This window comes from Pseudomonas sp. 10C3 (genome assembly GCF_036346185.1).
Taxonomy (GTDB): domain Bacteria; phylum Pseudomonadota; class Gammaproteobacteria; order Pseudomonadales; family Pseudomonadaceae; genus Aquipseudomonas.
In genome coordinates this window covers 1-21663 of sequence record NZ_JASJVE010000034.1, presented here as the reverse complement: position 1 = coordinate 21663, position 21663 = coordinate 1, and the positions used below count along the sequence as shown (strand labels likewise).

Annotated in this window: 18 protein-coding genes; 7 read left to right on the top strand and 11 right to left on the bottom strand. The window is 54.9% G+C overall.

Features of this window, described 5'->3' with window-relative positions; translation table 11 throughout:
- The first annotated feature begins 118 nt into the window (after positions 1-118).
- From QN399_RS23735 to QN399_RS23725, 3 genes are all read left to right on the top strand, one after another.
- Positions 119-1480, top strand: coding sequence for a hypothetical protein (locus tag QN399_RS23735; RefSeq protein ID WP_330201783.1), 1362 nt, complete (start codon positions 119-121; stop codon positions 1478-1480).
- Positions 1481-1789: 309 nt separating this feature from the next.
- On the top strand, positions 1790-2287 hold the full coding sequence (locus QN399_RS23730; RefSeq protein WP_330201782.1) for an arsenate reductase (azurin) small subunit: 498 nt from the start codon (positions 1790-1792) through the stop codon (positions 2285-2287).
- 13 nt (positions 2288-2300) lie between these two features.
- On the top strand, positions 2301-4784 hold the full coding sequence (locus QN399_RS23725) for an arsenate reductase (azurin) large subunit (RefSeq protein ID WP_330201781.1): 2484 nt from the start codon (positions 2301-2303) through the stop codon (positions 4782-4784).
- Between the two features lie 21 nt (positions 4785-4805).
- Here the strand turns inward: QN399_RS23725 and arsJ are convergent, their stop codons facing one another.
- From arsJ to QN399_RS23700, 5 genes are all read right to left on the bottom strand, one after another.
- The gene (gene arsJ, locus QN399_RS23720; RefSeq protein ID WP_330201780.1) at positions 4806-6032 is read right to left on the bottom strand and encodes an organoarsenical effux MFS transporter ArsJ; all 1227 of its coding nucleotides are present in this window, start codon (positions 6030-6032) and stop codon (positions 4806-4808) included.
- Positions 6033-6044: 12 nt separating this feature from the next.
- On the bottom strand, positions 6045-7049 hold the full coding sequence (locus QN399_RS23715; RefSeq protein WP_330201779.1) for an ArsJ-associated glyceraldehyde-3-phosphate dehydrogenase: 1005 nt from the start codon (positions 7047-7049) through the stop codon (positions 6045-6047).
- 90 nt (positions 7050-7139) lie between these two features.
- Positions 7140-7856, bottom strand: a complete 717-nt coding sequence (gene arsH, locus QN399_RS23710) for an arsenical resistance protein ArsH (RefSeq protein ID WP_330201778.1) — start codon at positions 7854-7856, stop codon at positions 7140-7142.
- Entirely contained in the window at positions 7849-8922 is a 1074-nt protein-coding gene (gene arsB, locus QN399_RS23705) for an ACR3 family arsenite efflux transporter (protein ID WP_322178918.1), read from the bottom strand. The genes arsH and arsB overlap by 8 nt, the downstream gene beginning before the upstream one ends.
- Before the next feature lie 78 nt (positions 8923-9000).
- Entirely contained in the window at positions 9001-9357 is a 357-nt protein-coding gene (locus tag QN399_RS23700) for a metalloregulator ArsR/SmtB family transcription factor (protein WP_322178917.1), read from the bottom strand.
- A 176-nt stretch (positions 9358-9533) separates the two neighbouring features.
- Here QN399_RS23700 and QN399_RS23695 point away from each other — a divergent pair, with 176 nt between their 5' ends.
- Positions 9534-10079, top strand: a complete 546-nt coding sequence (locus QN399_RS23695) for a cytochrome b (RefSeq protein ID WP_330201777.1) — start codon at positions 9534-9536, stop codon at positions 10077-10079.
- Positions 10080-10163: 84 nt separating this feature from the next.
- Positions 10164-11360 (top strand): MFS transporter, encoded by a 1197-nt coding sequence (locus tag QN399_RS23690; RefSeq protein ID WP_330201776.1) that lies wholly within the window; start codon positions 10164-10166, stop codon positions 11358-11360.
- A gap of 120 nt (positions 11361-11480) precedes the next feature.
- On the opposite strand, the gene QN399_RS23685 is transcribed toward QN399_RS23690, so the two are convergent.
- Complete coding sequence (locus tag QN399_RS23685; RefSeq protein WP_322178914.1) at positions 11481-11735, bottom strand: Lpp/OprI family alanine-zipper lipoprotein; 255 nt, start codon at positions 11733-11735, stop codon at positions 11481-11483.
- A 202-nt stretch (positions 11736-11937) separates the two neighbouring features.
- Positions 11938-12852, bottom strand: coding sequence for a universal stress protein (locus tag QN399_RS23680; protein ID WP_322178913.1), 915 nt, complete (start codon positions 12850-12852; stop codon positions 11938-11940).
- A 544-nt stretch (positions 12853-13396) separates the two neighbouring features.
- Between QN399_RS23680 and fnr the strand changes: the two genes are divergently transcribed.
- Entirely contained in the window at positions 13397-14140 is a 744-nt protein-coding gene (gene fnr, locus QN399_RS23675) for a fumarate/nitrate reduction transcriptional regulator Fnr (RefSeq protein ID WP_322178912.1), read from the top strand.
- 19 nt (positions 14141-14159) lie between these two features.
- Here the strand turns inward: fnr and QN399_RS23670 are convergent, their stop codons facing one another.
- The 4 genes from QN399_RS23670 to QN399_RS23655 form a co-directional block, all read right to left on the bottom strand.
- Positions 14160-15068, bottom strand: a complete 909-nt coding sequence (locus QN399_RS23670; protein WP_322178911.1) for a universal stress protein — start codon at positions 15066-15068, stop codon at positions 14160-14162.
- Between the two features lie 159 nt (positions 15069-15227).
- Positions 15228-18824 carry a magnesium-translocating P-type ATPase gene (gene mgtA / locus QN399_RS23665; protein ID WP_330201775.1) on the bottom strand — a complete coding sequence of 1199 codons (3597 nt, stop codon included), beginning with the start codon at positions 18822-18824 and terminating at the stop codon, positions 15228-15230.
- 113 nt (positions 18825-18937) lie between these two features.
- A complete protein-coding gene (locus QN399_RS23660) occupies positions 18938-19897 on the bottom strand; it encodes a universal stress protein (protein ID WP_322178909.1) in 960 nt (319 codons plus the stop codon).
- Between the two features lie 118 nt (positions 19898-20015).
- Positions 20016-20621, bottom strand: coding sequence for an Hsp20/alpha crystallin family protein (locus QN399_RS23655; protein ID WP_322178908.1), 606 nt, complete (start codon positions 20619-20621; stop codon positions 20016-20018).
- Positions 20622-20929: 308 nt separating this feature from the next.
- Between QN399_RS23655 and QN399_RS23650 the strand changes: the two genes are divergently transcribed.
- On the top strand, positions 20930-21271 hold the full coding sequence (locus tag QN399_RS23650; RefSeq protein WP_322178907.1) for a c-type cytochrome: 342 nt from the start codon (positions 20930-20932) through the stop codon (positions 21269-21271).
- Positions 21272-21663 lie beyond the last annotated feature (392 nt).

The following is a 21663-nucleotide window of genomic DNA, read 5'->3' as shown; positions in this document are numbered from 1 at the left end:
CATCGATATACACCGCCAATCTCAGCGACGAGCCGCCTGACTCTCGACCTCTCAGGCGCTGTCGACTCAGGGTAAGAGACCCGGTTCGATTGGCGCATGGGCCCATGCGGAGACGAAGATGCCTAAGCCAGTCATGCCAGTTATGCCCTTGTTCGATCACGATACGTCCTTCCTGTCGACGGCCGCCGCCGCTGCGTCCCTGGCCGGAATCTCGATAGAGACCCTCAACAGTCAGTGCTTCTGCATCAGCCTGGACACCAAGGCACTGCGTGAAGCGTTGGAGTCGACGCTCGGTCAACCCGGCCTGTTCGAGCTGGTACAGCAACGTTGCCCTTATCTGTTCGCCGGGCATCCAGTCTTTATCAACCCGGCCCATTTGGAGCGCATGGCGCAGGTCGTGCGGGCTGTCGAGTCGGTCATCGCGCTCCCGGCTTACCGCGAGGAAGTGCTGGCTCGTTCGCCCACTATTGCGCGACATGATCCTGGTGGGGCCAAGGGAGTGTTCTTCGGTTATGACTTCCATGTCACTGAGGGTGGTTTCGGCCTGATCGAGATCAACACCAATGCAGGTGGGGCCATGCTCAATGCAGCGCTGGCGCGAGCGCAACACGCGTGTTGCCCGGCCATAGAGCAATTGCTGCCACCCTCGGGCAGGGCCGAGACGCTTGAGGCAGGAATAATCGAGATGTTTCGCCATGAGTGGGCGCTGCACGGGCTGGATAGGCCCCTGCGCAGCATTGCGATTGTCGACGATGCTCCCGAGCAGCAGTATCTATACCCCGAATTTTTGCTGTTCCAGCAACTGTTCCAGCGCCATGGATTGGAAGCGGTGATAGTCGATCCCTCCGAGCTAAGTCTGAGAGGTGGTGCACTTCGGCATAACGAGTTGGTCATCGATATTGTCTATAACCGCCTGACCGACTTTGCTCTCGATGCGCCCGCCAATGCGACGTTGCGTCAAGCTTACCTTGAACGTGCCACGCTGCTCACGCCTCACCCACAAGCCCATGCCTTGTACGCGGACAAACGTAACCTGGCTTTGCTCTGCGATGCCCAATGGTTGCAGGCGTCGGGCCTGCCGCAAGCCACCCAAAACCTGCTACTCGCCAGCATTCCACATACTGAGGTGGTGACCCCGGAAAGTGCCGAACGCCTGTGGCGCGAGCGTCGACGGCTGTTCTTCAAGCCTTGTGCAGGATTCGGGAGTCGCGCCGCCTATCGCGGCGACAAGCTAACCCAGCGGGTGTGGCAGGAAATTCTTGCTGCCGATTACGTGGCCCAAGCCCTGGTTCTCCCTGGACTGCGGACCCTGTCGGCCACGATTCCGGCTCACGTGCTGAAATTTGACGTGCGCGACTATGCCTACAACGGCGTGGTGCAGTGGGTGGCGGCGCGCCTGTATCAAGGCCAGACCACCAACTTCCGGACGTTGGGCGGCGGTTTCGCCCCCGTATATCCAGGGCCCGCGCCAGAGGCCTAAGCATCGCAGACGCTTGATTGGGTCGTCAAAAATTGACGCACCTCCGGTAAATCGATGTGGTCGAGAACGCCGTCGAACAGCACATGCAGCGTCTTGTACCCTCTGGCTGTGGCCGATTTGAATGAATCGGGGCGCATCGGTTGACATAGGAGCGTCAATTGGCTGCTTTTACGGGCAGCGCAACAATCGTTTTTTTATCCTATGCTGACTGGGTCAAAAATAAAAATCCGCTTACGACACAGACGAAGTCAACTGCATCGCAAGCGTCATGCGGAGGCAGAGATGATATCGATTTCCAGAAGAGTCTTCTTGAAGGTTGGAGGCGGGATTGCTGCGGGCGCAGTCATCGGAGTACCCCATTTAACCCAAGCGGCGGCAACCACGCCTGAGCCGCAGGTGATAGGGCGGGTCAACCTTCCCTACCCAATGAAAGCGATCATCAACGCGCAGAAATTACAGGTCAACACCCCTGTCTCGTTTTTCTATCCCGATGCCTCCTCACCTTGCGCATTGATCAAGATGGGCGCTCCCGTTCCGGGTGGCATTGGCCCGGAGCGCGACATCGTTGCCTACAGCACGCTATGCACGCACATGGGGTGCCCGGTCACCTATGACGCAGGGCCGCGGGTGTTTAAATGCCCGTGCCATTTCAGCATTTTCGATCCTGAAAATACGGGTCAAATGGTTTCCGGCCAGGCGACCGAGAATCTGCCCAGCATAGTGCTCGAATACAACTCCAATGACGATTCGGTACGTGCAGTGGCCGTCGAAGGGTTGATCTACGGGCGTCAGTCCAACCTCCTTTGATAAGAGGCTTAAAATGGCAACCAATAAAGATCGGATGGCGCTCCCCCCTCCAGAGGCCCAGAAAACCAACCTTGCCTGTCACTTCTGCATCGTGGGTTGTGGCTACCACGTCTACAAATGGCCAGAGAACCTGGAAGGTGGACGGGCACCCGATGAAAATGCGTTAGGGCTCGACTTTCGTAAACAGCTACCTCCTCTGGCTGTGATCATGACCCCTGCGATGCAGAACACGATCACTGACAAAGACGGCAAGCGTTACAACCTCATGATTGTGCCCGACAAGCAGTGCGACGTTAATAAAGGGCTCTCGTCCACGCGAGGCGGTCAACTGGCCAGGGTCATGTATAACTCCGACGGTGTGGGCAAGGAGCGTCTGCGCAGCCCACGGATTTATGTGGCTGACCAGTGGCTAGACACCAGCTGGGATGATGCGCTGGCACTTTATGCGGGCGTTACCAAGAAGATTCTTGATAATGACGGGCCAGCCGCCCTCGCCTTTGACTGCTTCGACCACGGAGGCGCCGGAGGAGGATTTGAGAATACCTGGGGCACCGGCAAGTTGATGTTCACGGCGCTGAAGACACCGCTGGTACGTATCCACAACCGCCCTGCTTATAACTCCGAGTGCCACGCCACACGCGAGATGGGCATTGGTGAACTCAATAACAGCTATGAAGACGCCGAGCTGGCTGACGTTATTATGGCCATCGGCTGCAATTCATACGAGACCCAAACCAACTACTTCCTGGCCCACTGGCTCCCCAATTTACAGGGGCAGACCGTCATCAAACGCAAACAGCGTTTTCCTGGGGAAACCGTTGCCCCGGCGAAAGTGATTTTTGTTGACCCGCGCAGGACGCCTACTATCGCTGTGGCCGAGCAAGCGGCAGGCAAGGACAACGTCCTTCACCTGGATATCGAACCGGGAACGGATATCGCTTTGTTCAACGGTCTGTTGACCTACGTGGTTGAACAAAAATGGCATGACCAGGAGTTTATCTCGGCCCATACCAAAGGGTTTGACCAGACGCTTCAAGCCAATAGGTTATCGATTGAGGAAACCAGCCGTATCACCGGTGTTTCGGCGGACAAGCTCAAGCTTGCAGCCGAATGGGCCTACAAGCCCAAAGCTTCTGGCCACCGGCCACACACCATGCACGCCTACGAAAAAGGAATCATCTGGGGCAATGACAACTACCTGATCCAGTCTGCCTTGGTCAACTTGGTACTTGCGACTCATAACGTAGGACGTCGGGGTACCGGGGTGGTGCGCATGGGCGGCCACCAGGAAGGTTACACGCGCCCCCCTTATCCAGGCACCACCAAGATCTATGTGGATCAGGAGATCATCAATGGCAAGGGCATGATGTACACGGCATGGGGGGCCAATCCATTCCAGACCACCCTCAATGCAGAGCAACACCGTACCGTCATTCTGAAGCGCGCCAATATTGTCAGGGAGGCCATGGCGACGGTGCGCGGCGGCTCAACCGCGCAGAGGGTGGACGCGATCTACGATGCGGTGAAAAATAAAGGCGGTCTCTTTTTAGCCAATATCAACCTCTATCCCACCAAGCTGGCAGAAGCCGCTCATGTGATGCTGCCAGCAGCTCATCCGGGCGAGATAAATCTCACCTCGATGAATGGGGAGCGGAGGATGCGTCTGTCGCAAAAGTTCATGGATCCCCCCGGTTCAGCGAAAGCCGATTGCCTGATTGCGGCCGCTATCGCCAACACCCTTCGGCAGATGTACAGCGCCGAAGGAAAGCAGGACATGGCGGAGCGATTTGCGGGCTTCGACTGGAAAACAGAGGAAGATGCTTTCAATGACGGCTTTCGTATGGCCGGTCAGCCGGGCGTCGGCCCTATCGATAGTCAGGGCGGTAACACAGGCAATCTTGTCACCTACGAGCGACTGATTGCCATGGGTAACAATGGAGTCCAGCTACCCGTCAAAGAGTACCGGGATGGCAAACTGATCGGCACCGAAATGCTCTACACCGACTACACGTTCGACACGCCGGACGGTAAAGCCGAGTTCAAGCCAGCAACGTGGCCTGGGCTGCCAAAACCGGTCGCGGAGCAGAAGGAGAAATATAAGTTCTGGATCAACAATGGACGTATCAATGAGGTGTGGCAAACGCTCTATCACGACCAATACAACGAGTTCGTGAAGGCGCGCGTACCCATGGCGTATCTGGAAATCAACCCCGACGATGCAAAATCCTTGGCGATTGCATCCGGGGACGTGGTTGAAGTATTTAACGACTACGGCTCGTCTTACGCGCTGGCCTACCTGGAGCCTGATATAAAGCGGAATCAGACCTTTATGCAGTTCGGCCACTTCAACGGTGTTATGGGCGATTTGACCACCGCATGGACCGACCGAAATGTAGTGCCCTATTACAAAGGGACATGGGCGAATATCCGTCGTATCGGGAAAGTGGAGGCGTTTAAAGAGACGATCAGCTTCAAGTCGCGCAGATTCATGACGTAATGACGATTGTCCAGCAGTGCTTCATATCGCCGTGGCATGTCTGGGCAGAGCAATGGAAATCAGCGCGGCGAGCAAGACAAAAGCGCTCGATATCCACAAGCACGCACTCAACCCGTACATCTGGTAAATCCATCCGGAGAGCACGGTGCCGATCAACCGGCCCATCGCGTTGGACATGTAGTAAAAACCTACATCCAGTGAGACGCCGTCTTCCTTGGCGTAGGAGACGATCAGGTAACTGTGCAGCGATGAGTTCACGGCGAACAGGACGCCAAAGACCATCAGCCCACCCAAGAGAACGACGTGCTCGGACAACCCAGTGTTCAACCCCAAGGCAATAGCCCCTGGCAGAAGCGCCAGCGGAAGTGCCCAGAGAAAAGCCGCTCGACCATCAGGCACACGCCCGTTTTTCTTGCCCGTAATGCTGGGCGCGAACGACTGCACTATGCCGTAGCCGATCACCCACGCAGCAAGAAAACCACCGACTTTCCAGACGTCCCAGCCAAAGGCTGTACTGAGATAGACCGGCAATGCGACGACAAACCAGACATCCCGAGCGCCAAACAAAAACATCCGTGCTGCCGACAGGATGTTGATCGCACGGCTCTTGGAAAGGATCTCCCGGAACTTGGGTTTGGGTTTGGCTTTGGCTTTGCCCAGGTCCTTCTTGAGCAAGATCAGACTGCTGATCCAGATCAGCCCCAATACGATGGCCATGGCCAGCACGGCGCCCTTGAATCCGATGGCAGCCAGCAGTGCACCGCCCAGAAAGAAACCGACGCCCTTGAGCGCATTTTTCGAGCCGGTTAGGATCGCGATCCACTGGTACAGCTTGCCTTGTTGTCCATCGGGCACCAGCAGCTTGATCGAGCTTTTGGCACTCATCTTGTTCAGATCTTTGGCGATCCCCGACAACGCCTGGGCGCCCATTACCCAAGGAATCGTCAGCCAGACCGAGGGCACTGTCAGCATCAGCAGTGCCACGACCTGAATGGCCAAACCAATATTCATGGTCCGGTTCAGGCCCAAGCGGGCCCCAAGGTAGCCACCCACGAGGTTGGTGACCACGCCAAAGAACTCATAAAACAAAAACAGCGCCGCAATCTGAAGCGGGCTGTAGCCCAATGCGTGAAAGTGCAGTACCACCAACATGCGCAACGCACCATCGGTGAGGGTGAAGGCCCAGTAATTACCCGTGACGAGCAGATACTGCCGCACTTCTGGAGCAAGGGCTGACAACGCGTTCATGATGATTCCCTGTCAGACGGCCAGACCGACCATTTTTGCCAGTTCGACCGTACGGTTGGCATAGCCCCATTCGTTGTCGTACCACGCGTAGATTTTTACCTGAGTGCCATTGATGACCATGGTCGACAACGCATCGATAATTGAAGAGCGCGGATCGGTACGGTAGTCGATGGACACCAGCGGACGCTCCTCATAGCCGAGAATGTCTTTCAATTCATTCTCGGAAGCGTCTTTCAGCAGTTGATTAACTTCCTCTGCAGTCGTGGCGCGTTCAACTTCAAACACACAGTCAGTCAGCGAGGCGTTGGCCAACGGAACACGCACGGCGTGACCATTCAGGCGCCCGCGCAATTCCGGGAAAATTTCGGCGATGGCCGTGGCCGAGCCGGTGCTGGTCGGAATCAAGCTCATACCGGAAGCACGCGCACGGCGTAGATCCTTGTGCGGCTGATCGAGGATGCTCTGGGTGTTGGTCAGGTCATGAATGGTGGTGATCGAACCATGACGAATCCTCAGCTTTTCGTGGATCACTTTGACCACCGGAGCCAGGCAGTTAGTGGTGCACGAAGCGGCAGTCACAATGCGATGTTGCGCAGAGTTGAACAGGTGGTGATTGACCCCCATCACAATGTTCAACGCCCCTCTCTCCTTCACCGGAGCGCTGACCACAACGCGCTTCACGCCTTGGTCAAGATAGCCCTGGAGAACCGCAACCGTCTTCATTTTGCCGCTGGCTTCGATCACCAGATCGCAGCCCGACCAGTCGGTATCGGCGATTGCCCTATTGGCACTGACCTTGATCCGCTTGCCGTCGATGACAATGCACTCGCCTTCGGAGTCGGCCTGATACTGCCAGCGGCCATGCACGGAGTCGAAGTTGAGCAGGTGCGCATGGGTCGCTGCATCACCGGCCGGGTCATTGATCTGCACGAATTCAAACTCTGGCCAGCGCCAGGCTGCTCGCAGCGCGAGGCGACCGATCCGACCGAAACCATTGATGCCAACTTTGATAGCCATGTCTTTGTTCCTCGTCTCTGCTGTCAGTGGGAGTCCGACCTACGCGCGCCGGACAGGCCAAACTTCGGTTATTACACGGTGAAACTGTCCTCAGATAGAACGCTGATTAACCCGGTCCATGAGTGCTTCCGCCGATTCTTTGCGCTCGGAATAACGATCGACCAGATAGTCCTGGCGGTCGCGCAGCAGCAATGTGAACTTCACCAACTCTTCCATCACATCGACGACCCGGTCATAGAAGGGAGAGGGTTTCATCCGACCGTGCTCGTCGAACTCCAGATAAGCCTTGGGTACGGACGATTGATTGGGGATGGTGAACATCCGCATCCAGCGCCCGAGTACCCGCAGTTGATTGACCACGTTGAACGACTGCGACCCACCACACACCTGCATGACCGCCAGGGTTTTACCCTGGGTCGGGCGGACTGCGCCTATGGCCAACGGCACCCAGTCGATCTGTGCCTTGAACACCGCGCTCATCGAGCCGTGCCGCTCAGGTGAACACCACACTTGCCCTTCCGACCACCGCATCAATTCGCGCAGTTCTTGTACCTGTGGATGGTCATCGGCGACATCATCGGGCAATGGCAAGCCTGATGGATTGAAAATCCGTGTTTCGGCGCCCATGCGTTGCAGCAGGCGAGCCGCTTCCTCTACCAGCAAGCGGCTGAAGGAGCGCTCACGCGTCGATCCATACAGCAGCAGGATGCGTGGTTTATGGGTGGACTTCAGTTCGATCCCCAGTTTGTCTGCCGAAGGTAATTCAACCAGTTCGACGTCGAGTTGGGGGATGTGGTCGTCATACATAGTCGTTGTCCTGCGCAACTGCGCTCTTGGATTCATCGAACCAGCGGCGTTTAAGCCACAGCGCTACACCCACTAAAGAAATCAGCACCGGCACTTCCACCAGCGGACCAATCACCGTGGCGAAAGCGACCGGGGACGCCAGGCCGAAGGTAGCGATGGCCACCGCAATCGCGAGTTCGAAGTTGTTGCTCGCAGCAGTAAAAGCCAGAGCCGTGGTACGCGGATAATCCGCCTTGAGCAGCTTGCCCATGCAGAAACTAAGGAAGAACATCACGACGAAGTAGATCGTCAGCGGGATCGCGATGCGCAATACATCCAATGGCAGTTGCAGCACCTTGTCGCCCTTGAGGCTGAACATGGCGACGATGGTCAATAGCAATGCCACCAGGGTCAGCGGGCTTATTTTTGGGATAAAGCGCTCTTGATACCAGTCGTTTCCTTTACGGGCGATCAGGATCTTTCGGGTCAGAAAACCGGCCATGAATGGCACACCCAGGTAGATCAGAACTGACCCGGCGATGCTGATGAAGCTGGTCTCGATAACGCTGCCTTCCAGTCCAAACAGTGGCGGCAATAGCCCCAGGAAAATCCAGGCGTACAGGCTGAAAAACAATATCTGGAAGATGCTGTTGAACGCTACCAACCCGGCGACATATTGATTATTGCCTCCCGCGATCTGATTCCAGACCAGCACCATGGCAATGCAACGGGCGAGGCCGATGAGGATCAATCCGGTCATGTATTCCGGCTTGTCGCTCAGGAAGACAATCGCCAAAACGAACATCAATATCGGCCCGATGACCCAGTTCTGGATCAGAGACAACGCAAGGATGCGCTTGTCTTTGAAGACCTCTGGCAGCTCCTCATAACGAACCTTGGCCAGGGGCGGATACATCATCACGATCAAACCGATGGCGATCGGGATGTTGGTGCTACCCACAGAGAGACTGTTGAGCCACTGCGGCCAGCCTTCGAACAGGCTTCCCAGCCCGATGCCGAACGCCATGGCCAAGAAAATCCACAAGGTCAGGTAGCGGTCCAGAAAGGAAAGGCGGCTTTTGCTCATGTTCATATCTCCTGTTGTCAGAGCGTACCGACCAGGGCTAGCTCGGCCTTGAGCTGCTCGGCGCTCAACGTGGCTGGATCAGCAGCAGGCTGCGGCGCGCGCCGGGCGGTCGCCCATTTCATCAAGACGTTTCGCGTCAGGGCTCAACCAGTGTTTGTTGGCCTCCAATACGGTGGTCAGAACGCCATGCACCCAATCAGGCAGGTTCGGGTGCAGGCGGTAATACACCCATTGACCTTGCCGACGATCTGCCAGAAGTCCGCAATTGCGCAGTTGCGCCAAGTGCCGGGATACCTTGGGCTGACTCTCGTTGAGCGCGCAGGTCAGCTCGCAGACACAGAGTTCACCCTCATGGGCAACCAGCAGCATCATGCGCACTCGATTGTCGTCAGCCAGGCATTTAAAAACGGCGGTGGGTGTCAGAGGATCGGTCATGACGGGGTTTCAGCTCATATACGGTTTTTCGAATATATGTTTTTCCATATGTGAAGTAAAGGAAAAACAGCGTGATCCCCTTCCGTTAAACACGCACCGCGTTCAGTTTGGTTTAAGCTTTGAGCCTCAGAATAATCGTCACTTACCAAGTACCACGGCACAACAAGGACATCGTTATGGGCTGGAAAAACACAAAACAACGTTATGGCATTCTCTCCATCGGGCTGCATTGGCTGATGCTGGCCTTGATCATCGGCGTCTACGCCAGTATTGAACTAAAAGGGAACTTCCCCAAAGGCAGCGACTTTCGTGAGTTGCTCAAGCAATGGCACTTCATGCTGGGTCTGGCAATCTTCGCACTGGTGTGGCTACGTCTTCTGGCCCGCTTGATTGCGCCGACACCTACCGTCGTACCCGCCCTCCCGCAGTGGCAGGCAATCCCCGCCAAGCTGATGCATCTCGCCCTGTATGCGCTAATGATAGGCGCGCCGCTCGCCGGTTGGCTGGTACTGAGTGCGGCCGGCAAACCTGTTCCCTTCTTCGGAATTGAACTGCCGCCCCTGATCGGCACGAATGAGGCGCTGGCTAAATCAATTAAAGAATGGCATGAACTGGCCGGAACAACCGGCTATTGGCTGATAGGCCTGCACGCAGCGGCCGGCCTGTTTCACCATTACATAAGTCGCGACAATACCCTGACCCGCATGTTGCCTGGGCGGTAAGCTCTACCCGGTACCCGCAGGCTGTCGAGCGACATGCACAATCAGCGCTGCGGGAAATCGGCTGACCCTCCTGGAATCTGACCTATGCCCGAGACGGTAACCACCCGCAACATCCCACGTACGGTCTGGGCACTGGGGTTCGTCAGTCTGTTCATGGACTTGTCGTCAGAAATGGTTCATGCGCTGCTGCCGGTATTTTTGGTCGGCACGCTCGGCGTCAGCATGATCACGCTAGGTATTATCGAGGGCGTTGCGGAAGCTACGGCCCTGATCGTGAAAGTTTTTTCCGGCGCGATCAGTGACTACTTCGGTAAACGCAAGAGCCTCTTGCTGGTGGGCTATGGGCTTGCAGCACTCACCAAGCCACTCTTCCCCCTGGCTCATTCCGCAGAAATGGTATTTACCGCACGCTTTCTGGACCGGATTGGCAAAGGGATCCGCGGAGCGCCACGCGATGCTCTGGTCGCCGATATATCACCACCAGAGATCCGTGGCGCGTGCTTCGGCTTACGTCAGTCCATGGACACCGTAGGGGCCTTTTTTGGACCTGCAGTGGCCATCGGCCTGATGTTTATATTCAGTGGAGATATTCCTCTCGTCTTATGGATCGCCGTGATACCCGCGCTGGTAGCCGTCAGCCTGATTTTTGTTGGCGTCAATGAACCTGCACACGAGCAGCGAACTCAGCACTTTCGGTCGCCGATACGTCTACAGCTGCTCTACAGCTTTTCGCCAGCGTATTGGCGGGTGGTGATTGTGGGAGCACTGTTCACCCTGGCGCGCTTTAGCGAGGCATTTCTGGTATTGCGCGGCCAGCAAGCAGGACTCTCCGCGACCTGGGTACCCATCGTGATGGTGGTGATGGCTTTGTTCTACACACTTTCTGCCTACCCCGCGGGGAAACTCTCTGACCGAGTCAGCCGCAAAGCGCTTCTCGGCGTGGGTCTGATATTGCTTATCCTGTCCGATCTCGTGCTAGCCAACGCAGAATCCATCACAATGCTGATGCTCGGCGTTACATTGTGGGGGCTTCATATGGGATTCAGTGAGGGGCTGCTGGCCGCTCTTGTGGCCGACACGACACCGGAAGGGCTCAAAGGAACCGCCTTTGGGGTTTTCAATCTGGTGAGTGGTTTCTCCATGCTCCTGGCAAGTGCTCTTGCAGGTCTGCTGTGGCAAACCTATGGATCAGCAATGACCTTCTATGCCGGTGCTGCTATTTCTGCAGTCGCGTTCATACTTCTGTTGATGCAGCGTCAGGGTAACGATCACATGAAGTAAGCACCGCGTATTGCGACACAGGACATCGCAACGAAACGTGTCGGCTCTGGGCGGAGCGTATCCCCCACTTTCGAGCCGACTCAGGCAAACAATCAACGCTAATCCCAGCGTATTTATTTGCTATTTGCGCGTGGCTTTTTGGAGCATACGGCTGGCACTCTCATTGGCCTTGTCGGCAGTTTGTTGAGCCTGGTTAGCGGCTGAAAGCGCTTGCTCCGCTTTGGAGTAAGCATCATCAGCCCTGACCCGGGCTGCGGCTGCCGAGTTTTCAGCCCCCGTCAATCTCGCGTCAAACTCCTTGGCTTTTTGATTGCTGCAACCCGCCGCCATGGCCAGGACCAATATCAGTGGAACAGTCAGAGTCAGGTTTCTCATTTTTAACCTCTCACATTACGGCATCGTTAATAAAAATTGACTACCTGTTTAGCGACACGAAGAAGTACGGATCACCCCCCCGCTTCGCACCCGCCTGCACAGTGTGAATTGTATATCCATGCCCAGTTTGATCTGCGTCAAACTCGCAACAAACGACTTGATCCTGAGCCTTTAAATTCACCCAGATACTCAGTCTATGTCGCTACTCAAGCGGTGACGGCTTGATCGCCAACAGACTGCTGTGCATGTGATAAACCACTTGTTCGGCGGTGCTACCCAAGAGTTTGCTCAACCCTCTACGGTGCACCGTGCCCAGCACGACAACATCAATATTCTCTTCTTCAGCATAAGCAGTAATGACTTTCGCCGGGACACCCATGATGAAGTGGCGGCACTCTGGCGGCACCCGATATCGATCAGCCAATTCAGTAAACGCTTTTCCTTCAGCCTCATACACCGCTTCGCCCATGCCCGCTGAAAACAATGTCGAACCCATGCCCTCCGACGCATACATATATGACAGGTCATACGCGTAAAGCAGATGCAGTTCAGCATTGCACTGTGCCGCCAACTTCTCTGCCGCCAGGATAATCTGATCATTAAACTGTTCGAACTGCTCTTCCGGCTTAAACGGATCTACCGCGGCCAGAATTTTTCTCGGCGTGGCGTGCTGGACGTTCGCAACAAGGTGCACGGAGGATGAACAGTCCCTCAATAAACGCAGGTCCAGAGGTGTAAACAAGGTACGCATCAGCAGAGATTCATGCTCGAGGTCTTTGATAAGCATGGAAGGGTTTAACTCTTTGACGTGGCGCAAAATCTCCTCCAGCGGACGCTGGACCCACACCACTTCCGTTGTTACCACTATTTTGAGATTGCGCAGGGAAACAGCTTGCTCTTCAAGCCACTGACGATGCCGCAGTAAGTAACCCTCGCGCATTTCAGAGAGCGCTTGTTCATTGACCAGGCCAGCCGTTGCCAAGCCTTCAACATAGTCAAAGGCCACGATATGCAAGGGAACCCCTTTAGCTTTAGCCAGTGCTGCCGCTCGGTCAAAAGCCGGAGTTCGGTGCATCAAGGGTGAAGCCACTAACAATAAACGCTCAGAGTCCGACATGTAACACCTCCACTTACGGAAAGGGTCAACGGCTGGGGAGAATAGGTGACCTCCTCCCGACAGGGTCTATGTGTTTCACATTCTTGACGATCAAGCGGCCCACACATTGATCTACATCAGAGCCACCCCGCCAGAACCCAAATACGTTAGATCAACGCGCGATAAAAAACCTGCCCCGCGCAATCTTTATTGAATAACCCCCTCTAACCAAAAAAATGATGGTGCGAAAAAATGGCGTTATGCTTGCGCACATGCGCAAGGAAATCCCCATCAAGATGTAACTTCTACTTAACAATTTTACGCACGCTTTCCATAAGCCGTTAGTTGGCAACCCGCAAAACAATCCACCTTGATTTAAAATATAAAATAGGCCACTCATTTGAGTGTGAGTGCGCGATAGTTATTCCCTGACAGGGAATTCCATACAACAAAAAATGCTAATAAAGTCCTCCCTGCTTCGCCCGCCATTCATCTATAACTGATCACTCGCTCTGTCATGAAGCGGGTCCATTGGCTACGCTGAAAAAATAACAGGAGATCTCTCATGACGCTTCCGGTAATGCTTAGCCCTGTGCAACAAATAAAGGCTGCCTGTTCAGGGTGCGGTGTGCGAGGGCTGTGTTTATCTGCTGGCCTGAACAGTTCAGAAGTCGATCTTCTGTCCACCCTCATTCAGCAACGGGTCAAAATCAAAAAAGGCGAGACGCTGTATCATGCGGGGGACCCTTTGCGTTCGCTGTATGCCGTCCGGTATGGATTTTTCAAGACGACCGTCATTTCGGAGGATGGCCGCGAACAGCTGACAGGCTTTCAAATGGCGGGAGAAATGCTGGGCATAGACGCCATCAGCAATGACCGACATGTGTGTAATGCAATCGCACTGGAAGACAGCGAAGCGTGCCCGATTCATTTCATGCAACTGGAACGACTGTCTCATGAGTTGCCTTCGCTTCAACACAACCTGCACAGGCTGCTGAGTCGAGAAATAGTCCGTGATCATGAAATGCTTTTGTTATTGGGAAACCTCAATGCTGATGAGCGTCTAGCCGCTTTTTTGCTGAATTTGTCGCATCGAATGGTCACGCGCGGCTATTCATCCAAAGCGTTCGTCCTGAGAATGACCCGGGAAGATATCGGGTCTTATCTTGGTTTGCGCCTGGAAACAGTCTGCCGGGCTATTGCGCGCCTTCGTGAACTTGAGATTGTGCGCATTTCGGGCAGAGCCGTAGAGATCCTTGATTTAGCAGCCTTACATTCGCTGGTGTCAGGGTGCCGCCGAGCTGATTGAGAGTAGACCCCGCCCTTATCTATGCCTTGACCACAAGAACACTGCAGGGGGCGTGTTGGAGAATATTCTCCGCGGTGTCGCCCAACACCAAGTCCAGATTGTGATGAGGACGTGTGCCCATCACCAGTACATCAACCGCGTTATCGGCCGCGAACTTTTTGATGGCCGGGAGCGGAGTCCCTTTCAGGTAATAAGCGTTCTCCTTCGCGATACCATAGTATTCCGCCAGCGCAACAAACGCTTCAAGGTGCGCATCACCAAGCGCATCGACAAAGTCTGCTTCGATGGGCATCGCCCCCATGATCGTAAAGCCTGAAGCATAGACAGCGGCCCCATCGAAGACATACAGCATCTGTAGAACGCCATCGCACTGTGTTGCCAATCGGGAAGCCGTTTCGATAATGATGTCGTTGAGCTGAAGGTCTGCATCAGCAGAACGAAAAAGATTAACCGCCGCCACTATTTTGTGCGGTAACGGGTTTGCCGAATCGATCACCACGTGGACTGGCACAGGGCAATCACGCAGTAGCTGCCAGTCCAGCGGTGTAAAAAAAATGCGTTTGAGCGTTGATTCCTGGTGAACATCCTTTATCACCATCTCCGCTTGTTGGGTGTCGACATATTGCCGAATTTCGTCAACGACATGCTGCGTCCAGAACAGTTGGGTGGTGACCTCAAGCCCGTTTTTTCTCTCATATTCGGCCTCTTGCTCTAACCAGTGGCGATGCATCTGCAAGTAGCCCTCACGCAGTTCCGCCATGGCCCCTTGGTTGAAAACCCCAACGATTGCGAGCGTTTCCATATAATCAAACGCAACGATATGGAGTGCGGCGTTACTGACCTTTGCCAATGCCACCGCGCGCTCAAATGCAGAAGTACGATGCATTTGCGGGGAAGCGATCAACAGTAGATGCTGGAAATTTGCCATAGCGTTCTCCGCAATTCGGGCAGGGTTCAATGTTGAACGTCATGACATGAGCGGCATTGACTTAAATCAGAAGTCGTCATCAGGACCCGAAACATTGAACCATGCCACCTGCGCTGACCGACCGAAAATAGCCTCTGCCCGCGCCACAAACGGACAACTTCAAGAGTCGCCACGGCGACGAAGTGGCCTCGGTTTGATAGGTCGCTTTCGATAGAACCCCCGCTTTACCCATTCGGCGGCTGCCACGTAAAGCAGGCTGATGGACAGAACCACGGCGAGCAGGCCAAGCGGTAAAGGGACAAGTCCAAACCACGCGGCAGCGGGGCTGTAGGGCAGTAAAACGGTCAGAGCCCCGATCACGGATGCGCTGACCAGAAGCATTCGACCCGGATGACTTTTATGGAAAGGTTTGTACGTGCGAACGATGAAAATGGTCAACAACTGAGTCAGTAATGATTCGACAAACCAGCCGCTGCGAAACAGATCTGGCGCAATACCTACCAGCCAATACAACGCACCAAAGGTGAAGACATCGAAGAGTGAGCTGACGAGTCCGAATACCACCATGAAGTTGCGGACTTCAGCGAGGTTCCAGCGATGAGGCGTCTGTTCCCACTCTCGATCGACGTTATCGCTGGCGATGCCCAACGCTGGAATGTCAGACAGAAAATTGTTCAGCAAAATTTGCTTCGCGAGCAGAGGTAGAAAGGGCAGGAACAATGAAGCCAGCGCCATGCTGATCATGTTTCCGAAGTTCGCACTGGACACGATGAAAATGTACTTCAGTGTATTGGCAAACGTGTGGCGACCTTCATCAATGCCTTCGCGCAACACATTCAGGTCATGCTCAAGCAAGACAAAATCAGCGGCCTGCTTTGCAACATCAGCAGCGTTCTGCACAGAAATCCCAATGTCGGCCGCCTGCAGTGCAGGTGCGTCGTTTATTCCATCACCGAGAAAACCTACCACATGACCGGTCTTCTGCAGGGCACGAATAATTCGCTCTTTTTGATTGGGATCGACCTCGGCAAATAGCGTAACTGTCGGCGCCAGGTGCATCAGCACCTCGTCTTTCAACAGCGCCAACTCAGAACCGGTGATGATCCGTTGCGCATTGAGCCCTACGGCAGAGGCGACATAGCGGGCAACCAGATGACTGTCACCACTGATGATCTTGACCTGAACACCCAGCTTTGCCAGCGCGGCCATCGTGGCCTTTACTCCCGGTTCGGGAGGATCGAAAAACAACAGAAAGCCGCGGAAGGTCAGGTCCACTTCCTCGTTACGGCTGTATCGAGCCTGTGCAGGCAGCGAACGAGTGGCTATTCCAAGCACGCGAAATCCTTGCTCACTCCACGCAGCAAACCGTTTACGGATCGCCGCCAACGCCGTTTCATCCAGAACCTGCGTACCGTTACCGCAACAAAGATGAGTACAGACCTCCAGGACGTTTTCGACCGCTCCTTTGGTCACTAGCAGGATGGGGGCTTCCACGCTGCCGGCAACCACCACACTCAGACGCTTGCGCCCAAAATCGTATGGAATCTCATCGAGCTTGCTGACGTGGCCGACGTCGACAGCACTGGCCTGCGCCTTGGTTGTGATGGCATCGTCCATCGCGTTACTCATCCCTGTCTGGAAATGCGCGTTGAACAGGGCTAATTGCAGAACATTGACCTCCTCCTCACCCTCGACATTCACTGCGGCATTCAGCGCAACCACACCGCGCGTCAAGGTTCCGGTCTTGTCAGTACACAAGATGTCCATCGCCCCCAGATTTTCGATAGCGCTGAGATGGCGCACGATGACGCCACGGGCGGCCATACGCTGCGCACCTTTGGCCAAGGTGAGGCTCAGGATGGCAGGTAGCAGCTCTGGCGATAAACCGACGGACAAGGCGATGGCAAATAGCAGTGTGTCGAGAGTCGGTCGATGCAACAGAATATTGATACCGAAAACAAGGAACGTGATGACCAGCATGACGCGCAGCAGCAGTCCGCCAAAATGCCGCAGACCACGTTCGAATTCGGTTTCCGGTGGCCGCAACGACAGCGATTTGGCAATCTGACCGAACTCGCTCTCATCGCCGTAACGGGTGGCAAGTACCTCGGCAGTTCCACTGCGAACGGAGGTGCCCATGAATACGCAGTTGCTGCGTTGAATCAGAGACGCCTCCGCAGGAACGTCTCCCGGCAGTTTTTCTACAGGGTACGTCTCGCCGGTGAGCAGACTCTGACTGATGAAGCAATCGCGCGCACTCAACACTCGGCCGTCAGCGGCAATCAGACTGCCCGCGCTGAGCAAAAAAATATCACCGGGGACGACGTCAGACGCAGGAACTTGCAGAATCTTGCCTGCACGACGAACGACGGCGAGCGTAGCGATTTTCCGACGTAACTGCTCGACTGCCGTGCTCGCGCGATTTTCATACCAGGCACTCAGCAAGGCGCTGATCAGCACGATCAACAACACAATGGCCGCGTTGATCCAGTCCCCGACTAACAGCGCCACCAAAGCACCCACGATCAGAATGATGACCAGCGGGCTACGCATCTGCTCTATCGTCAGCCTGAGCAGACCATGCGGTCGACTCCGCCCCACCGGCGCGGCAGGTCGCAGACGCGCTTTTGCCTGCTCACTGCTCAGTCCTTCAACAGAACTTCCAAATGAGCGGATCAGCTCTTCAGCAGGCGTCTGCCACCAGACCTCGCTTATGGGCACATCCCCCTTGATGGAGGGGGTTCCCAGCCCACTGCGCGCCAGCCACATGCCCGGCAGCATGGGCAACCAGAAGGTCAGCCCGCGGAACAACAAGGTGGCAGACAGCGCAACCGGAATCTCGATGCCAATCCAATGCAACGTGACCACTGCGGCCGCTTCGAACGCCCCTAGCCCGCCCGGCACAATTCCAACACTGCGAAGTACGCTGGCCAGCATGAACCCGGCGAACAACCCAGGCAGCTGTGCGGACACCCCCAACGAACGCACCAGCACCCACAGCGTCAAACAGTCGAGCAGGATGATGACCAACTCTAAAAACGTGGTGCGCCACAACAAAGAACGGTTGCGCACCAGTTGGGTGTCGGCCCCCGTCAACAAGGCCAGTCCTTTACCTACCAGTGCATGGTGTTTCACAGAGAAGCGCCGCTGCAGCTCTGAATGGCCAGAAAGGCGCGGTACAATAATCGCGGCTGCCAGACTCACCGCAGCGAATACCAGGCAGGTCGCAATGAGGGACGTCGTGGCATGTCCTTGCAGCATGACGATGAACAGTGCGACCCCGACGGTCAGCACATACGCAAAAAAATAGGCGGAAAGGTCAAGGACCAGACAAGCCAGTGCCAATGGCCGGGCGACCCCTTTTTTAATGAGGAAAGCGATGACCGCAAAAGCTCCGCTGATACCCGAAGAGGGTAGCGCCTGATCGACAAACAACTTCATCAGACTGAGCTTGCTTGAATCCCACAAAGACAGCTGTGCGTGCCCTGCTTTTAACACGCCCCGGAAGACCTGCCCTTGAGCCAGGTACGTCAGCGCTTGCAACACGATGGCCACAATCAACCATAGAGGTTCTGCCCGCTCCAACAACGTGCCAAATGCCTCGACATCGCTCAGGTGCAAGGCGACAGCGATCACAGCGGCGAGCATCGCAGTGCCCACCAGCCAGGACACCCACAGCAGGGATGAGGTCACTCGCGGGTCGATGTCGAGCGAAGATTGAAGCGGGTCGTTCGGGATAGGCGATTCGAACGACATAAGGAACTCCCGGCCAGTTTGGGAAAACTGGCTGAATTCTCAGTGAATGCCATCGCTGTCGCTTGATTTAAATCAAGTCAGGCCAACGCCTGCGAGGCCTCATTTAGCAGCCCTTATTTTTTCATCGACAACGTATTGGGCGTTGTTGCCGACACGTCCTGGTCGTTCGGTCGCCCCACGGCAAAAGGCTTTAATACAAGAACGTTACAAGGCGGATGATCGAGAACTATGTCAGCCGTACGCCCTAATAGCATGTCGAGGGGGCGATGGTTCGCCGTTCCCATGACCAAGATGTCGTAGTTGCACCGAGCGACATAAGTGTTGATCACATTGGCAGCCGCCCCTGCGATGAAATGCCGATGTTCCTCGTCGATTGCGTATTTATCGGCAAGCGCGTTGAACAGCGCTTCCTCTTCCTCGTAACTGGGGGGCGTCGCTACATGTGGCTCATCAATGTCCGCTAAAGGCTGGACCGACCGGTCATACACGGATAACAGGTGCAAACATGCGTGGCATGCTTGCGCTAGACGTCCCGCAGTTTCAATGATCGAGTCGTTCAACTGTTGAACATGAGGATCTTCATGAAGAATATCGACAGCTGCCAGAATTTTCCGAGGATGGGGGTGCCTGGCATCCGTCACAAGAAGAACCGGCGCTGGACTTCCGCGCAACAACTGCCAATCCAGGTCTGAAAGACTCAAGGGCCTGACCGCTGACTCGGCATACAAATCCTTGAGTACGAAATCGACGTTGGAAACGCTGATGTATCGGCATATATCAAGCGCCGAGCGCGGAGCCCAGACAACCTCGAAAGACGTCTCCAGCCCTTGGTGCCTTAGCTGCGCCGTTTCGCTGTCCAACCAGTTATGGAATAGTTTGAGACGGCTCTCGCGGGCTGCTTCACGTCCCTGCGTGTCTAACAAATTAAACGTTTCCATCGTCTCGAAATAGGCAAAAGCGACGATGGAGAGTGATGCATCCATTGCCTCGGCCAAGGCCGCAGCCCTTTCAAACGCCGGGCTGTGAGTCATTTTACAAGGCGCAATCAACAGTAGACGTTGACGCTGTGCCATTTCACACCTCAATGGGCGGAGCCCTGTTAACGTCGAGGATCACCGGCTGGACGATACTCAATGCCGCAAAAGCACAGGTATCGCCCGCCGGCTAGATCATGGACAAGCGCCAAAAACGTCAGTCCAGCTCAATGTTGATGTTTTTCTCAGGCTTCATCGCTTCGGGTTTCTTCGGCAGATTGACGGTCAACACGCCCTTACTGAAACGTGCCTGAATTTTATCTGCGTCCACCCCTTTGGGCAGGCTGAAGGTCCGTTCAAAATAACCGTAACGGCGCTCGGTCAGGTGGTAGCTCCCGGATTTGTCTTCCTTGTTCTCTCTTTTTTCGCCTTTGATCTGCAAATTGCCGTTGACGACTTTCACGGTCAGATTTTTTTCGTCCACGCCAGGTACTTCTGCGGTGATTTCAAAATCTTTTTCGTTTTCAACAATGTCGACAGCGGGCGATTGCAGCCCGACGAAATCGCCCGAGAAGAGCGGATCAAGGTCAAATCCACTGCGCCTCGAAGACAGCAACGAAGGCAGATTATTGAAGTCCTGGAACAGGTGGTCGAATTGACGACGAAGCTGTTCAAACGGATGCGATGCATTCGTACTGATCGCAACGTCCCGGTTCGGTTCATTGGCCTGGGCAGGCATTTTTTTTAGGGAATGAGCCATGACAAAATCCTCTTCTGACGGTTGTTGCGCTGATAGGAAAAGACATTTTTCGACACTGAACAACGGCGCTCAATCGCGCCACAGTCAGTACTGTTGCCCTTACTCGCCAACGGCGCTTGATCGAAGTCAAAGATGGCGCTCATGGACAATTTGGATGACCTCCACACGGGGACAAAATCTTGACCCCGCGTCAGAGACGGCGCACCTACATGCCCCGATTCACGGGTCTCAATATTCAAAGGGCGCTAATTGATCTAGATCAACACCCGCAGAACAGGCCCATGCAAATCTGCCAACAATTGGGTACTCCTTTCATGACAGTGGTAGGCGGGAGTAGTGCACAGCGCGAGTGCGCGAGAGAGGAATTTATCATGATCAATAAGCCATGGTGCATAGCGTCGATTATCATTTTCGCCCAGGTCGGTACCGCCTATGCTACTGAAGGGGCGGCGCTGGCAGACGCCAAGGGATGCACTGCTTGCCATAGCGTGAAGACTGAAGCGATAGGGCCATCTTTTCGCGATATTTCCCGCCGTTTTCATGGGCTTAAAAATGCCAAGCCCATGCTTGTTCGTGTCGTCCAAACCGGCACGGACACCGCCTCTGCTCCCTACCATTGGGGATCTATAAAAATGCCCTCTGCCAATGCGCGCACACCTGTTAGTCAGGAAGAAGCCGAACAGTTGATCGATTACGTATTGAGCATTCGTTGAGGTGTTAGGGATGAGATTATTTGTTAATTATTTATAGGAATAACGGTGCGTTTCTCCGACCACCGATATAACCAATGCACGCTCTTTTATCCTGCTTGATTGAAAAAACACACGGTTACGGTTTTCGAACACAGAGACCCTTTGATCGCCCTGTTTACCATCAAGCGTTTGCATCATTAACAAAAGTGCATCAATGCTCCCTCGACTTGATAGTGAAAGGAAAAGATTATGGGCGTTGCCGTCATCCCCCAGAAGGGAGCGCGTTTTAACCCGCCAGCCAGCGAGCAGGTCGCTCCACAGGCCTTCGCTTCGACCAGCGTTCCACTGCTGCAACTGCCGACTTCACAGCCAAGTATTACCCTGACCCACAGAAGAAAAGTTCTGTTCGTGAC